Raw genomic sequence first — 16,116 nt, 5'->3', positions numbered from 1 at the left:
GCTCGGGGCTTCGCCCCGAGCCGAAACCCCTCCTTCCAGTCGGGCCCTTCGCATCCCTCACGCGGAATCCGGAACCCGTGACATTTACGTTCAACAATAAGAAGGAGATTCTTCATTACACTTCGTTTCATTCAGAATGACAACTTCATGCATCATGGACAGTCTCGAAAATTGCTTCATAAGTTTTTGAACTGTGTTCAGACCTTCAACCTGTTAGCAATCACATTTTATTTTCTGCTCAAAGCCTTTCCTTCAAAAGAAATTCCTTCCCAGCCGGATTCCATAAAATTTCTGATATTCTGGTGATCAGTTCCTTCTGGATTTTTAAGAACATCTTCCCTGTAAAATTCACCAAAAAGATGTAACGTTTCCTGTTTTGAAAGGTCGTTCAATTGAGCAAAGCTGAAAATTTTGCAAGACCCGTTATTTTGTCCGGCTTCATTTACCGTATTTCCGTTGGTAAATTTTGTGGGTGTAAAATCATAATGTTCGTCAATAAAAGCAATAACGTCCTTAAACTGAATTTCCTCCGGAGCTCTTTCTAATCGTTCAAATAGCATTTCATTAAATTTTTTCAAAAATAATGAAAATAAATCTATCTGCGCAAAAACATTGCACACTTACATTATTACTTTGCATCAACAAAAAGATAAAAACATGGAATTTAACGGAACCCATTTAATTGAATTAGGATACAGACCTTCAAAATGGTTTAAAGAAGCCATCCAATTCATCAATGAAAATAATTTAGATGAAAATCAAATTAATATATATCTGGAGCAATTTAAGCAACCTGAACCGATTCTGCTTCATGAAAAGGCAAAAGATTTTGTGATCAATATCAGAGCAGAACATGAAAGCGAAAACGATAATGTAGAAAAAGTAATCAACACCATGAATGTGCTGATGAAAACTCCGACTCTGGAAAAAGGTGCAATTATGCCGGATGCTTGTCCGACAGGTCCTGCAGGTCATATTCCTGTCGGAGGGGTGGTTGTGGCAAAAAATGCCATTCATCCGGGATTTCATAGCGCAGATATCTGCTGTTCGGTAATGCTGACGGATTTTGGAAAAGCAGATCCTAAAGAAGTGCTGGATGTTGCGCATTCTGTTACGCATTTCGGATACGGAGGAAGACCGAGAGGCGAACAGATGCCGATGTCGCAGGAATTGATGGACGCTTTCAGGGAAAATGATTTTTTGAATGACGAGAAACTCATCAGCATCGCCCGTTCGCATATGGGAACGCAGGGAGACGGAAACCATTTCCTATTCGTCGGGATTTCAAAAAATACCGGAAATACAATGCTGGTGACCCATCACGGTTCAAGAGCTCCGGGAGTAGCTTTATATGATAAAGGAATGAAGGTCGCTAACAAATTCAGGATGGAAATTTCTCCTGAAACGTTAAAGGAAAACGCATGGATTCCTTATGATACCGAAGAAGGAAAATCGTATTGGGAAGCCCTTCAATTGATAAGAGCATGGACGAAAGAAAACCATATTTCCATTCACGATGCCGTTTTAAATAAGATGAAAATCGAAAAAGAAGACCGATACTGGAATGAGCATAATTTTGTTTTCAAGGATGGAGATTTATTCTACCACGCCAAAGGAGCAACACCTTTGGATGATAAATTTCTGCCGGATATTACAGGTCCGAGATTAATTCCACTGAATATGGCAGAACCGGTTTTGATTGTAAAAGGAACAACCAACGAGAGAAATTTGGGTTTTGCACCGCACGGAGCAGGAAGAAATTTCAGCAGAAGTCAGCATAAAAGATCCCTTGCTCATAAAACGATTGAAGAAGTTTTTGCAGAAGAAACCCAGGGGTTGGATATTCGATTCTTCACCAATGAAATTGATATTTCCGAACTTCCTACGGCTTATAAAAGTGCCAAAAATGTACGGGCACAAATTGAAGAATACGGATTGTGTGAAATTCTGGATGAAGTGATGCCTTACGGTTGCATTATGGCGGGGGATGTGCAGAAGAATGCGCCGTGGAAGAAGAAGAAGTTTAGAAAATAAAACTTCTCAGTTTCATACTTTAAAACAAATTATGAAGAATCTCTACAATAAAGGCAAATATCGTTCATTTGAATACGCAAAACATTTGCGCCCATTTCTAAAAAGAATTGGTAACAAAAAGTTTCGAAAAACTGAAAAACAGGAAATTGAAAGCCAATTGAATGATTTTGTTGGGTTTCAGAAAGTCAGAAAGAAAAGACAATTTAAAATTTGGGTAAAAATCACAACAGAAGATAGTATTAGAAAATATTCAGAATACAAAAATTTTTATTCTGAAAAATCATTTCAAGATTCTATTAAAAGAAATGCTGTAACCCATTTTTTTATCATAAATAATAAAAAACATGATATCAAAAATAGTAGAAAAACTAAAAGAAGTTGAAGAAAAACACAGTATAGAAATACTTCTTGCCGTAGAATCCGGAAGCCGGGCATGGGGATTTGCTTCTCCGGACAGCGATTACGACATACGATTTATATACAGACACGAAAAAGACTGGTATCTTTCACCGTGGGATAAAGACGAAACGATAGAATTCATGACCGAAGATGATCTGGACGGCTCCGGTTGGGATCTCAGGAAAACTTTTCATTTGCTTTTGAAATCAAATGCTGCTTTATTGAGTTGGTTCTACTCTCCTATCGTTTATGTGAAAAATGAAAGATTTTACGAACTGTTCAAACCATTAGCGGACAAATGCTTTTCACCAATAGCGGTTTCTTATCATTATCTGAGCATGAGCAAAAAATATCTTGAAGCCTGCAGAAATGATGAAGTAAAACTAAAATCCTACTTCTATTGTCTCCGAACCACCTTAACCGGAAAATGGATTCTGGAAAAAGGAACCGTACCACCAGTTTTATTCAGTGAACTGCTTGTCTTAGTTAATGATGTTATGAGAAATAAAATAGAAAATTTGATAACTTTAAAAGCTACAAAAGGAGAATCCTATGACCATCCGAATGACTGGGAACTTTTCGGATTTTTAGAAAAAACAATACTTGATAATGAAGAAAGAGCGAAAAACCTGAAAGGAGGAAATTCAGATAAGATTGAAATGGAAAGAGTTTTTAGGGCAATAGCAAATGGTTAATTTATCAATGTATGAAAATATCTGGTTTAAAAAATAAAAACCTCATCCTCTTCGAAGCCATTTCCGGAAGCCGTTCTTTCGGGCTTGCAACGGAAAGCTCAGATACCGATATCCGGGGCGTTTATTATGCTTCGAAGGAAGATTTTTTCGGGTTAAACTATACTCCGCAGATTTCCAATGAAACCAATGACATCACGTATTATGAAATCGGAAGATTTGTAGAACTTTTACAGAAAAATAACCCCAATATGCTGGAAATTCTGGCAAGTCCGGAAGACTGTATTCAGCATAAAAATGAATTAATGAATTGGCTGAAACCGGAAGATTTTCTTTCCAAACTATGTAAAGATACCTTTGCAGGATATGCCGTTTCCCAGATCAGAAAGGCAAAAGGACTCAACAAAAAAATACTGAATCCTGTTGATAAAGAAAGAAAATCAATCCTAGATTTTTGTTTTATATTAAAGAATCAAGGCTCAATTCCATTGAAAAAGTGGTTTCGGGAATTCCCCTCCTCCGGAGGGGTGTCCGAAGGACGGGGTGATTTATTACAAGAAAAATGCGGCTTGGTAAGCATTGACAATACCAAAGGAATATTTGCCCTGTTTTACGATAATTCAGGAGATTTACAATATAAAGGTATTATTCAAAGTGGAGAAGCCAATCAGCTTTCCGTTTCATCAGTTCCGAAAGATGAAAAACCTATTGCCTATTTATTTTGTAATCTTGATGCCTATTCCACCTACTGCAAGGATTACCGCGAATACTGGAAGTGGGTTTCCGAGCGTAATGAAGAGCGCTATAATGTCAACCAACAGCACGGACAAAATTATGACAGTAAAAACATGATGCACACCATTCGGCTGCTACAGTCATGCGAGCAGATTTTCAAAAACGGCTCTCTGAACATCCGTGTTGAAAACCGTGATGAACTATTGGATATTAAAACCGGAAACTGGTCATACGATACTGTTATGAAAAAAGCGGAAGATCTTATCAGATCCATAGCATTTCACTATTCTCATTCAAAACTTCCGGAATTTCCGGATATCAGTAAGACAACAAAAATATTGACAGAAATCCGGGAAGTACTTTATATAAGATCTTAATCTGTATATTCTTACATATTAATAAAATCCCCGAAAAGTTAAAACTTTCGGGGATTTGTTTATTGAAAATATCAGCTGATATTATTCTCTGTTTTTAAGCATAATCCAGCCAGACTGGCTCATATTGGTTTTTGTTTTCGGGTATTGGAAGTTAAATTTATACCAGTATGTTGCAGTAGGTAATTTTTTACCTCCAACGGTACCGTTCCAGATCGGGGTTTCTTTTGTGAACCTGAACATTTCAGAACCATAACGATCATAAATAGATCCCGTAAAGTTGTTGAAACCTCCAAGTGCTGTAAGATCAAGGGTATCATTAACACCATCGTCATTAGGAGTAATAATATTTCTCACCTGGAAAGTGAAGAACTCTAATGCGCCAACACAATGTGTTCCTACAGATCTTACCTGAATGTTATACGTTGTGTTGTCCTGAACTCCAGTAAATACATTGGATTCCTGCCATGTAATACCTCCATCGATAGAATATTCTGCAGTTTGAGGGATATTATTAATTGTAGGAACTTCCGCAGTAATTGTTAAGGTATTGTTGCTATAATCAACATTCGAAACGAATGGAGAAGCCGCTCCCAAAACATTAACAGTAAATGTTCTTTCACAATATCCATTGTCAATCTTTACCGTATAAACGCCCCAATTATCAACATTGATAGTTTGCGTGATTTCACCAGTGCTCCAAAGGTAGCTGTAATTTGGTCCTGCTCCTGCATCAAGAGTGATTCTGTCTCCCTGACACATTTCAACATCTCTCAAAGGAGAGGTTATTTCCGGTACTACTTCTACCGTTACTTTAGCTGGTAATGAAGACTGACATCCTTTTGCTCCTAACGCATATACAGAGAAGGTTGTTGTTGTATAAACAGTTGCTGTTTGTACATTGCCGGTTCCCTGGAAATTAGCCCATTCATAAGTAGATCCTCCCGTCGCAGTAAGCTCTACTGTAGATCCCGGGCAAACTTTTAGTTTTGATGCCACTACACTTGCGGTTGGCCTTGTTTCTTTCAATAATGTTAATTCTACCAATGTACTACAGAAACCACCATTAGAAACCACGACATAAAGAACCTGTCCGTCGTTGCCATTATAATGTAAAATATCCTGAATATTATCGGCATTCTGTGCCAGTGCATCTGCCTGATCTTCATAAAAAGTGAATACGGCTCCCGGTGTTGTGCTGATAGAAGGCATGGCATCGGTAAGATCAAACCAGGTTACGTCCGGAGTTGAACAAAGCAGCAATGAAGCATCAACTGCTGATGGAGTTGTTCCGCCGTTAATTTTAATACTTGCTTTTCCCGGACAAGGATTTCCCGGGAATGTTACCTGAATTTCATAATTGCCCGGCTGCGTAGCGGTAATAGTAGGGCTTGTTGCTCCCTGAATCGCAACACCGTTGAAGAACCATTGGTAATTCATATTCGGATCATTTACGGAAGCGGTAATTACCTGAGGAACATTGTCACATACATTGATTTCTTCAGGTAAAGTTCCTCCATTTGGATCTAATAATTCAACCCCGATATTAAATGAACCTCCTTCAAGAAATACCGCAGAATCATAGCTGCTGTCAATAGCATCTGCCAAAACCATTTTAAAGTGGTACGACTGGCCGGGAACTACTGTAGCCGTTGCCTGTAATGGCACTGTTCTACCGTTAAAGTTGGTTTCAATATTTGAAGTATTATATCCTCCAAAAAAAGCAACATTTGGTGCTCCGCATCCCATATCAAATCCAGTAAAACTGTTTTGAGGGTGAATATTGGTTACACTCACCGGTCCTGTTCCCGGAGCCGGCAAAACTGCCATATTCACATACGGTCCTCCTGCTGTTGGTCTTAACAATAATGCAAAGGCATCAGAGAAACTGCAAGGAAATGATCCCGTATATTCTTCAGAGGCAAATAAATAGTTGAACTTCACCTGAGAAGAGGTTGGAACAAAATCAAACTCTAAAATAACAGCATCATTAAGTGTTGCAGACGGATTTGTAGCTGCTACAAGATCCGGATCGCTTCCGGTTGGAAGATCGTCTCCTAAAGTATTGCTTATATAGCTATTCCCTGCTTTACTTGCATGACCTGTTGTAAGCACAATACCATCATTAAAAGGAAAGTTGGTAGTTCCCCTGTGAAAATACCCCCATGATCTCTGAGCATTAGTTGCCGGTAAGTTCGGGCTTACCTGAACATTCGATACAGTTGGTGTTACACAAGAGTTTGTTCCGGAAGAAATCAGTACATCTTTCACCAATTGCAAAGGTGTATAGTCTGATGGTGCATATCCGGCAGCATTTACATCAATAAAAGCTCCTGCCTTCATTGTTAAACTGGATGCCTTTTCTTTTTGAGGCTTTCTGGGAGTAATGTTTTGTGAATAAAAGAGACTCGACGACGAGACCGCGAATAAGGAAAACAATAGTAGGTATCTCTTCATAAATAAATTGTTTCAACAAATTTAATTTTTTTTTATAAATAAATATACTTATTTAACTTTTTTGTATTAAAAAAACAAATAAACCTCCCAAATTGAGAGGTTTATTACATTTATAACTGTTAATTTCTATTTTTTAACAAAATCCATCCGCTGCGTTGCTCGAGTTTCTTGCTTGCCGGGTTTTCCCACTGTACACGATACCAGTAAGTGGCGGTTGGAAGTACGAGACTTCCTCTTAAAAGTCCGTTCCAGGTTGTTTCATTTTTACTTGCTTTAAATACTTCCTGTCCGTACCTGTCGAAAATAGAAGCTGCAAAATTATTATAATTGCTGATTCCGGAAAAATCCACGGTATCATTTTTACCATCAGAATTAGGAGTAATAGCATTGATTACAATAAAAGTAAAGAAGGATAATGTAGTTCCGCATTTCGCATCTTTTACACGCACCATGAGGGTGTAATTGTTATTATCCAGCATATTATAAAAAATATTGGATGCCTGCCATGTTACTCCTCCGTTTGAAGAATACTCAAGCTCACCTCCTGTAGGATTTGTGGCTGATATTGTTAAAACATGATTTTCATAAGTAACATTGGTAAACTGTGGAAGCGTAGGATTGATCAATTGGGCACTGAATACTTTGGAACACGTACCATTGCTGATTGTTACGGAATAGATACCCGGAGTGTTTACAGAAATAGTCTGAGTAGTTGCCCCTGTGTTCCACAGGTAAGTATAATTCGTCCCCGAACCGGCATCCAGTGTTCCGGAATCACCAACACAGGCATATACATCCTCCAGTGTAGATTCAATAGCAGGTACCACCTCAATCATAATCGAAGTCGGATTTGCAACTTTACATCCGTTTCCACCTAAAGCAAAAACAGAATAGGTAGTGGTAGCGGTAGGCGATACTACCTGAGTACTTCCGTTCCCCGGTAAACCTACCCATTCATAGGTAACTCCACCCGTAGCTGTTAATGTAACAGATTCTCCTGCACAAATTTTAGATTTTGACGCTGCCAGTATTGCTACCGGAGGTCCCACTACGATAGTAATGGTAGCCGGATTTGCAGATACGCAGCCATTAGCACCTACCGCAAAAACCTGATATACTGTAGTATTGGCAGGAGAAACAACCTGGGTATTTCCGTTTCCTGTAAGATTGACCCAGTTGTAAGTAACTCCTCCCGATGCGGTCAAGGTAACGGATTCTCCCGGACAAATTTGCTGTACGGGAGCCGTAACTGTTGCTACCGGAAGCGCAGTATTCTGTGTTACCGTAATATTGGAAGTATAGCTGCAATTTAAATTTCCCGGCTGATTTATATTCGTTACGGTTAATGTATAAGTTCCTCCTGCATTCACAACAGGATTTAATGTGTTGGCACCGGAAACAATATTTCCTCCTCCGGCTGCAGTCCAGGCAATGGTAGAGCCTGCCGGAATTACAGAAGCGGAAGCGTTAAGTGTAACTTGTGGAGTATTACAGGTAATTTGTTGTGGCTGAGCGATTGTTAAGGTCGTTTGAGGAGTTGACAGTAACTGTAAATTCACAACATATCTGCATCCTCCGTTTACAACCAGAACATAAATTGTCTGATTTCCTGCGCTGTTGAATGATGCAGGATTGGCTATTGTATTTGTATTTCCGGCATTAGCATCTGCTATATTCAGGTAGTAGGAGAATGTAACTCCAGAAGCAGTCGTAATCTGCGATTGTGCCTCTGTCAAATCATAATTGATACCACCAGGCTGATAACATTTAAATAACGTCGCATCCTGAACCGTAATCGGCTGAGAAACCTGTACTGTAATGGTTGCCGGGGTTTGAGATACACAACCATTTGCACCGACTGCTGTGACGGTATAAGTAGTTGTTGTGGCCGGAGAAACGGTTTGCGTGTTTCCATTTCCAGGAAGGCCAACCCAATTGTAGGTTGCGCCACCAGACGCTGTTAAAGTAACAGATTCACCGGAACATATTAATATTTTAGAGGCTGTTAACACTGTAGTCGGAGGAGCACTATCACCTGTTACCGTAACGTTTGCCGTTGCTGTACACGTTAAGTTTCCTGGCTGATAAATATTTGAAATTGTCAATGTATAAGTTCCTGCTGTATTCACTACCGGATTCAGGGTATTGGCTCCTGATACAATATTCCCGTTCGTTGTTGTCCATGCAAATGTAGATCCTGCGGGATATGTAGAAGCCGAAGCATTCAGAGTGGTTTGCGAATTGGTACAGGTAAGGATAGACGGCGTTGCAATGGTGGCCGTGATCTGCGGAGCTTTCACCAGCTGTAATTCCGCAACTTTTGAACAAAATCCGTTTTTTACCAGTACATATACCGTTTGTCCGGCACTCTGGAAAGCTGTAGGGTTTGTAATCGTATTGCCATTTCCGGCTACTGCATCTGCTTGATTAATATAATAACTGAAGGTTGCTCCAGGGGTTGTACTTATTGAGGCTTGTGCTGAAGTAAGGTTAAATGTTGCATTTCCCTGTGCGTAACACGCCGTTAGAGTGGCATTTTGCACTGTAGGAGAAGTTCCTCCCACAATAGTTACAGAAGCTGTTCCCGGACACGTATTACCGGGTAAAAATACCTGAACTGTATATAATCCGGGTTGTGTTGCCGTATAGGACGCACTTGTTGCTCCCGGAATAGGATTTGTTCCCAGCAACCATTGGTAAGTAGCGCCACCTCCCTGAACAGAAGCGGTAAGAACCTGCGGTGCATTGTCGCAAACGTTGATGGATGAAGGCAGTTCTACACCTGCCGGATTAAGAAGCTGGACACCGATATCAAAAGATCCTGCCTCGAGAAAAACAGCAGAATCGAAGTTTGAATCCTGATAATCTGCCAAAACCATTTTAAAATGATAAGTCTGTCCGGGGATCACTGTTGCAGTAGCCGTTAGAGGAACTGTACGCCCATCAAAATTAGTTTCAATCTGAGGGTTATTAATTCCCGCAAAATACTGAACATTTTTAGGCCCGCAAGGCAAATTTGCAGGGATGATATTGGTAACACTTACAGGATCTCCATTCGGAAGCAGAGCTAAATTTGTGTAGTTAGGATCTCCTACTTTTTTCAATAATAAAGCAAAACCATCTGAAATACTGCATGTGAAATTACTTTGATATTCTTTAGAAGCAAATAAATACCTGAACGAAACTTTTGTTGAAGCAGGCACAAAATCAAATTCTATATAGGTTGCATCTCTTAAACTTGCATTATTGACATTCAGAGCTGTTGCAAGATCTGCATCTCCTCCGGAAGGGAGCGGATCGCTCAAATTTCCCTGAAAATTATTTCCTGTTTTTCTTGCATATCCTGTGGTAAGCACAATACCTTTAGCAAAAGGAAAATTAGTTGTTGCTTTATTAAAATACCCCCAGCTTCTGTTCTGATCTGTAACTGCGAGATTAGGAGAGACAACTACATTGCTTACATTTGCGGCTGAACATGTTGAACCACCACTGATAAGCACATCTTTTACCAGCTGTGTAATACTGAAAGCAGATTCAGGATAGCCGGCAGCATTTACATCAATAAAAGCTCCAGCCTTCATACTTGCAGCCATTGGTTTTTTAGCTGAAACGTTGCTTTGCCTGTCCTGCGCAAATACAAGAGATCCTGTAAAAACTAAAAATAAAGCTAAAAGTAAATTTCTTGTCCTCCTATTTAACATTTTTAAATTATTTTAAACAAAAATACTATTTTTTTTGATTGAATATCAATTCAGAACAAATTACATTATCATTAATACAATACAACTGTTTTTACAATATCTGTTCAATTCCTATAAGAACGAAAAAAAGACCAACAAATTGTCGGTCTTTCTTTGAATATTTAAAAATTATTGTTCAACTTTTATTCTATGTTTTTAAGCAGGATCCATCCTGTTTTTAATGCTGGTTTCTTACTCGCCGGATCTTCAAAGCTCACCTGGTACCAGTATGATGAAGTAGGAAGACGTTTGCCCTGGAAGTAACCATCCCAATATGGCTGAAGGCTGCTTGCTTTATACACTTCTTTTCCATAGCGGTCAAAGATTGATGCTTTGAAATCTTTATTTTGATTCACGCCCCTGAAATCAATAATATCATTAATGTTGTCTCCGTTTGGTGTAATTACATTCTGCATTACAAAAGTAAAATACTGAAGGAATCCTACACAGCTTGTTTTTTTAATCCTTACTTGAATGGATATAACCGTATTTCTTGGTACACTGCTGAATGTATTTGAATTTTGCCAGGTAAGGCCATTATCTATTGAGTATTCCAATGCTCCGTTGCTTGGGTTACTTGCCGTAAGAATCATGGTTCCGTTCTCACTATAATTCACATTGATAATTTCAGGAATAATAGCCTGAATTACCTGCGTTGTAAATACTTTTGAACAAACACCATTATTGATTGTTACAGAATATGCTCTCGGTGTTCCTACAGAAATTGTCTGCGACGTATCACCTGTATTCCATAAATAGGTATAATTCGGTCCGGATCCAGCGTCCAGGGTTATTACATCGCCCTCACAGATCATACCACCCGTAAGATTGGAAGTGATAGCCGGTACAACTTCTATTGTAATAGATGCTGGCTGCAGCGACTTACATCCTTGTGTTCCGATAGCATAAACAGAATACGTAGTAGTTTGGGTTGGAGAAACCGTCATTGTAGCACCCGTAGCAGCCATTCCTACCCATTCGTAAGTAGCACCGTTGGCTGCTGTAAGAGTAGTAGATTCTCCTACACATAATCTTAATTTAGTAGCAGTAAGCTGTGCAATTGGCGTTGCTTCTTTTCTCAGGGTTAATGTAACCATTTTACTACAGAATGCACCATTGGAAACAACAACATACAATACCTGTCCGTCGGTACCGTTATAACTGCTAACTGCAGTACCATTCAGGAAATTATTATTTTGTGCAACGGCATCAGCCTGATTAACGTAGTATCTTACAACAGCGGTTGTTGATGTGGTAATTAGGGGAGTTGCATCATTTAAATTAAATGTGGAAACTGAAGGGGTGGTACACAGCTTCAGGGTTGCGTTCTGTGCAGGCGGGGTAGTTCCTCCCACGATGGTAATTACGGCAGAAGCGGGACACTGATTTCCAGGCACAGAAACTTTTACTTCGTAAGCACCCGGTGACGTAGCTGTATAAGAAACATTGGTAGCACCATTAATCGCAACGCCGTCTTTATACCACTGGAAGGTCATTCCAGGAGCTACTGTTAGCTGAGCTGTTAATACCTGCGGCGTATTGTCACACATATTGACGGTATCCGGCAATACAACCCCGTTGCCATCTACAATTTTAATTCCGATATCAAAAGAGCCTCCTTCAAGAAATACGGCAGAATCTAAAGTCTGGTCGTTGTAATCTGCAAGAACCATTTTAAAATGATAAGCAACACCGGGCGTTACATCTGCAATTGCCGTTAAAGGCACTACCCTTCCATTGTAATTGGTTTCAATACTTGTGGTATTATATCCCGCAAAATAATTTGCATTTAATGCACCACAGGTTAGTGTTCCTCCGCCAAACTGAGTTGCAGGACGTATGTTCGTAACACTTACAGGACCTGCTCCGCCCGGAAGAATGGCAACATTCGTATAAGCTCCTCCTGCTACTGGTTTGATAAGTAAAGCAAATGCATCGGAATAATTACAAGGAAAACCCCCGGTATATTCTTCAGAGGCGAAAATGTAATTAAACTTAACCTGATTTGAGTTGGGTACGAAATCAAATTCCAGGGCTACCGCATCACGCTGATTGTTAATATTGGTATTGGTTGCAGCAGCAAGATCTGCATCTCCCGTTGGAGCGATGGTACCGGCAAGATTGCCTGCAACAGCAGAATTTCCTGCCTGTGTTGCATAGCCTGTTGTCAAAACAATCCCATCTTCAAAAGGAAAATTGGTAGTTCCTTTATGAAAATACCCCCAAAACCTGTCGGTATTGGTTACCGCCTGATTGGGTGTTATCGTTACGTTACTTACATTCGGTGTTGCACAGCTTGATGTCCCGTTGATAAGAACCTGCTGAACGAGCTGTTGTATACTGTATGATGATTCGGGATAAGATGCAGCATTAACATCGATAAAAGCCCCTGCCTTCATACTCTCAGAAGTCAGTTTCACTTTACCATTTTTTCTTGATGCATGCTGACCGGCAGCTGATCCTGAAATCAAAAGCAACATTAAAAAGAAGAAGTAGTTTTTCAGTCTATAATTTAACATTTTGTTGTTGTTTGTTCAAAAATAATAATTTTTAGATTAAAATTTGATAAGAAATGAAATAATTACAATAAATGCCTAATCTATTTCAGCAAATTATTATATATCAGATATTATATCTGTAATAACAAAAAAAAGACTAAATTTTTATTGCACTTTTGTAGAGTTATTTCGGTAAATATAATTTTAAGTTACTCATTTTTAAGTTCATCAATTTTATCCTGAAGCTCCTGGATTTTATCCTTCAATGCTTTGATCTCATTTTTGTTTGAACTCACATTACTTTTCAGCATCACATTCTTGGCACGCTCGCTGTGATCATCTTCATCCTCCTCCTCATTAATTTCCTCAATATCTTCCTGGATATCCTCAATGTCTTCATTAATTTCTTCTATATCCTCGCTGATTTCTTCTATATCTTCACTAATCTCCTCAATATCTTCCTGAATATCTTCTATATCTTCCTGAATATCTTCAATTTTTTCATGGCTTTTATTAACGGACATCTGGATGAAAATAGCAAGATAAATAGCTTCCAGCGAAACTACTGTGGTAAGAATCAGCAGCATTTTATCAAAATCTACCAAGCCCAGCAGTGGGAGCAGGAATGAAGTCATAAAAAACAAAGTATGTACAATAAGCGACGGTATAGAACCTATCCACCATGTAATTCCGTTTGCGATTTTTTCTAAGGCCTCAGCTCTTTCTTCGTACTTTTTCATTGTGTTCTGCATTTATAATAATTCTTTCGTAACACCTAATCCAAACAGTGCAAAATCATATTTTGCAGGATCTTTCTTGTCAAATTTCCTGATAACGGCATCCAGTTCCTCTACTGTTTTCCAGTCATTCTGAGTTCTCGAAATCAGCCCTAACTTCCGGGAAATATTGCCCGTATGCACATCCAGCGGAATGGAAAGGTATTGCTGATCCGTATTTTCCCAAACACCAAAATCTACGCCACGCTTATCCTTCCGCACCATCCAGCGTAGAAACATAATAATTCTCTTTGTAGACGAATTTTTATACGGTGAGCTTACGTGCTTGTGGCTTCTGTGTTTTTCCGTCCCTAAGAAATTGTTTCTAAACCTTTCAACAGAATGCAGAAAGCTGGTTTCCGAGTCATTGAGTCTGAATAATTCTTCAAGGGTTTTATTTTCATGGTAAATCCTTTTAAACTGTTTTATGAAATAAGTAAAATCTTCCCCATTGAAAGTACGGTGAATACTTTTATCTTGAATGGATTTTAAATCCTTTTCAGAATGATTCAATACAAAATCATAAGGTGCATTTCCCATGATATCAAGCATTTTCTCAGCTGATTTTATAATAGCTTTTCGGTTTCCCCACGAAATGGTTGCTGCCAGAAATCCGGCTATTTCAATATCCTGTTTCAGGATAAATCGATGCGGGATCCGGATGGGATCATTTTCAATAAATTCCGGATGATTATACTGGTCTGCTTTTTCATCCAGGAAGATTTTTAACTCTTCAAATTTCAGCGTCATTTATTTTAAATTTTTAAAGGTTCCAATGCTTTCGGTAAGAAAGTATTGGGAAAAATGGTTCTCGCTTCATCAGTAAATACTGTAAGATCTGCATATCTGTTTGAAAAATGTCCTAAAATAAGCTTTCCTACTTCAGCTTTTCTGGCGATCATAGCTGCTTCCAATGCTGTCGTATGTCCTGTATACTCTGCCATTTCTTTTAAATCATGTAAAAACGTAGATTCATGATAAAGGACGGTAGCATTCTTAATGATTGGGATCACATTTTCAAGATATCGTGTATCGCTGCAAAACGCATAAGAAACCGAAGGGATGGGATCCGTAGTGAGAATTTCATTTTTAAGAACATATCCGTCACTCAGTACAAAATCTTTCCCCGCTTTAATATTATGGTAATCGCAGGTTTCAATTTCTTTGTATTTGGAAATTTCCTGCATATTCAGATGTCGTTCTTTCGGTTTTTCTTTAAAAAGATAACCATTGCAATAAATCCTGTGATCGAGAGGAATAGTATATACCTCTACCTTATTGTCTTCATAAATTTTTTCGGAATAATCTTTATCCAGTTCGTGATAAACCACTTCAAAACCACGATGGGTTTCGGTAATGGTAAAAATGGTTTCCAACATTTTTTGTATTCCTTTCGGCCCGTACACGTGAAGCGGCATTTCTCTTCCCAAAAGACGGAAAGACGCAATAAGACCAGGAAGCCCGAAACAGTGGTCTCCATGGAGATGGGAAATGAAAATATGATTAATTTTTGAAAATTTCGCTTTTGCTTTTCTCAGCTGTACCTGTGTTCCTTCTCCACAATCGATCAAAAAAGATCTTTCTCCCATTTCCAGGAATTGTGAGGTAGGAGAAGAATTGATGGTAGGAATTGCAGAGTTAAAGCCTAATATCGTTAAATAAGTACTCAAATCTATCGTTTATTATATAGACAAATGTACGGAATTTAGCTTAAGAAACGAGGGTTGGATTTACTACTAAGCTTATTTAGAAGGTTGAGGAATAAATATTTAAATGGGATGCTAAAATGTCAAGAGAAAGTAAGAAGTGAGAGGTGAGAGGTAAAAAAGTTATACCCCTGGACAATTGATACCGGATAATGAGTAAATGAGTGATGAGTGATAAGTGATGAGTAATGATAAAACGTTTCCAGCAAGCCATGCTCTGCTAATTGATTTCCTTTCTTTAAACCCTGAACTTTTAAACTTTGAAACTTTAAACCTTGAAACTTAAACTTCAAACTTTGAACCCTGAACCTTGATTGAACCTTGAACCTTAAACTTCAACTTAAAACCCTGAACTTTGAATCTTGAACCTTGAATCTTAAATCTTGAACCCTGAACATCCCCCTCTTACTTCTCACTTCTCACTTCTCACTTCTTACTTCCTCACCTCTTACCGGTATAAAACAAAAAACCCCACACATTGCTGTATGAGGTTTGAATAAAAACTGGCGGCGACCTACTCTCCCGCGTTAGCAGTACCATCGGCGCTGGTGGGCTTAACTTCTGTGTTCGGAATGGGAACAGGTGAGCCCCACCGCTAAAACCACCCTAAAGGTTGTATATCATTTAAGGTTTTGTGTTCCGGGTTTGATGTTTATTGCTGTTACACTTTAAACCTTGAACCCTAAACTTTAAACATTAAATGTT

Annotated in this window: 11 protein-coding genes and 1 rRNA gene; 4 read left to right on the top strand and 8 right to left on the bottom strand. The window is 38.9% G+C overall.

All coding sequences use genetic code 11. From position 1 onward, the window contains the following. Nucleotides 1-227: 227 nt before the first annotated feature. Nucleotides 228-560: a HopJ type III effector protein gene (locus SOP96_RS07810; RefSeq protein ID WP_326320425.1), complete on the bottom strand. Its 333-nt coding sequence runs from the start codon at nt 558-560 to the stop codon at nt 228-230. Nucleotides 561-657: 97 nt separating this feature from the next. Here SOP96_RS07810 and SOP96_RS07805 point away from each other — a divergent pair, with 97 nt between their 5' ends. Genes SOP96_RS07805 through SOP96_RS07790 form a run of 4 tightly spaced genes read left to right on the top strand, consistent with a single transcriptional unit; the run spans nt 658 to nt 4,237 of the window. After that, the gene (locus tag SOP96_RS07805) at nt 658-2,034 is read left to right on the top strand and encodes an RtcB family protein (RefSeq protein ID WP_326320424.1); all 1,377 of its coding nucleotides are present in this window, start codon (nt 658-660) and stop codon (nt 2,032-2,034) included. 31 nt (nt 2,035-2,065) lie between these two features. Then, nucleotides 2,066-2,416, top strand: coding sequence for a hypothetical protein (locus SOP96_RS07800; protein WP_326320423.1), 351 nt, complete (start codon nt 2,066-2,068; stop codon nt 2,414-2,416). Then, nucleotides 2,379-3,128, top strand: a complete 750-nt coding sequence (locus SOP96_RS07795; protein WP_326320422.1) for a nucleotidyltransferase domain-containing protein — start codon at nt 2,379-2,381, stop codon at nt 3,126-3,128. The genes SOP96_RS07800 and SOP96_RS07795 overlap by 38 nt, the downstream gene beginning before the upstream one ends. Nucleotides 3,129-3,139: 11 nt before the next feature. After that, nucleotides 3,140-4,237, top strand: a complete 1,098-nt coding sequence (locus SOP96_RS07790) for a DNA polymerase beta superfamily protein (protein WP_326320421.1) — start codon at nt 3,140-3,142, stop codon at nt 4,235-4,237. 81 nt (nt 4,238-4,318) lie between these two features. On the opposite strand, the gene SOP96_RS07785 is transcribed toward SOP96_RS07790, so the two are convergent. From SOP96_RS07785 to rrf, 7 genes are all read right to left on the bottom strand, one after another. Continuing rightward, nucleotides 4,319-6,691, bottom strand: coding sequence for a choice-of-anchor L domain-containing protein (locus tag SOP96_RS07785; protein ID WP_326320420.1), 2,373 nt, complete (start codon nt 6,689-6,691; stop codon nt 4,319-4,321). 119 nt (nt 6,692-6,810) lie between these two features. Next, a complete protein-coding gene (locus SOP96_RS07780) occupies nt 6,811-10,392 on the bottom strand; it encodes a choice-of-anchor L domain-containing protein (protein ID WP_326320419.1) in 3,582 nt (1,193 codons plus the stop codon). Between the two features lie 182 nt (nt 10,393-10,574). After that, nucleotides 10,575-12,950: a choice-of-anchor L domain-containing protein gene (locus SOP96_RS07775; RefSeq protein WP_326320418.1), complete on the bottom strand. Its 2,376-nt coding sequence runs from the start codon at nt 12,948-12,950 to the stop codon at nt 10,575-10,577. A gap of 188 nt (nt 12,951-13,138) precedes the next feature. Then, a complete protein-coding gene (locus SOP96_RS07770) occupies nt 13,139-13,669 on the bottom strand; it encodes a DUF1003 domain-containing protein (RefSeq protein ID WP_326320417.1) in 531 nt (176 codons plus the stop codon). 12 nt (nt 13,670-13,681) lie between these two features. After that, nucleotides 13,682-14,455 carry a TIGR02757 family protein gene (locus SOP96_RS07765; protein ID WP_326320416.1) on the bottom strand — a complete coding sequence of 258 codons (774 nt, stop codon included), beginning with the start codon at nt 14,453-14,455 and terminating at the stop codon, nt 13,682-13,684. Between the two features lie 5 nt (nt 14,456-14,460). Continuing rightward, a complete protein-coding gene (locus tag SOP96_RS07760) occupies nt 14,461-15,375 on the bottom strand; it encodes a ribonuclease Z (protein WP_326320415.1) in 915 nt (304 codons plus the stop codon). Between the two features lie 537 nt (nt 15,376-15,912). Continuing rightward, a 5S ribosomal RNA gene (rrf, locus tag SOP96_RS07755) occupies nt 15,913-16,020 on the bottom strand. Between the last annotated feature and the right edge of the window lie 96 nt (nt 16,021-16,116).

Source organism: Chryseobacterium salviniae (assembly GCF_035819015.1).
GTDB classification, from domain to species: Bacteria; Bacteroidota; Bacteroidia; order Flavobacteriales; family Weeksellaceae; genus Chryseobacterium; species Chryseobacterium salviniae.
This window is presented reverse-complemented; position numbering and strand designations above follow the sequence as displayed.

Bases quoted from the DNA above. Each gene is read 5' to 3' on its own strand.
- SOP96_RS07810 (WP_326320425.1), bottom strand. From the start codon at position 560: ATGCTATTTGAACGATTAGAAAGAGCTCCGGAGGAAATTCAGTTTAAG.
- SOP96_RS07805 (WP_326320424.1), top strand. From the start codon at position 658: ATGGAATTTAACGGAACCCATTTAATTGAATTAGGATACAGACCTTCA.
- SOP96_RS07800 (WP_326320423.1), top strand. From the start codon at position 2,066: ATGAAGAATCTCTACAATAAAGGCAAATATCGTTCATTTGAATACGCA.
- SOP96_RS07795 (WP_326320422.1), top strand. From the start codon at position 2,379: ATGATATCAAAAATAGTAGAAAAACTAAAAGAAGTTGAAGAAAAACAC.
- SOP96_RS07790 (WP_326320421.1), top strand. From the start codon at position 3,140: ATGAAAATATCTGGTTTAAAAAATAAAAACCTCATCCTCTTCGAAGCC.
- SOP96_RS07785 (WP_326320420.1), bottom strand. From the start codon at position 6,691: ATGAAGAGATACCTACTATTGTTTTCCTTATTCGCGGTCTCGTCGTCG.
- SOP96_RS07780 (WP_326320419.1), bottom strand. From the start codon at position 10,392: ATGTTAAATAGGAGGACAAGAAATTTACTTTTAGCTTTATTTTTAGTT.
- SOP96_RS07775 (WP_326320418.1), bottom strand. From the start codon at position 12,950: ATGTTAAATTATAGACTGAAAAACTACTTCTTCTTTTTAATGTTGCTT.
- SOP96_RS07770 (WP_326320417.1), bottom strand. From the start codon at position 13,669: ATGAAAAAGTACGAAGAAAGAGCTGAGGCCTTAGAAAAAATCGCAAAC.
- SOP96_RS07765 (WP_326320416.1), bottom strand. From the start codon at position 14,455: ATGACGCTGAAATTTGAAGAGTTAAAAATCTTCCTGGATGAAAAAGCA.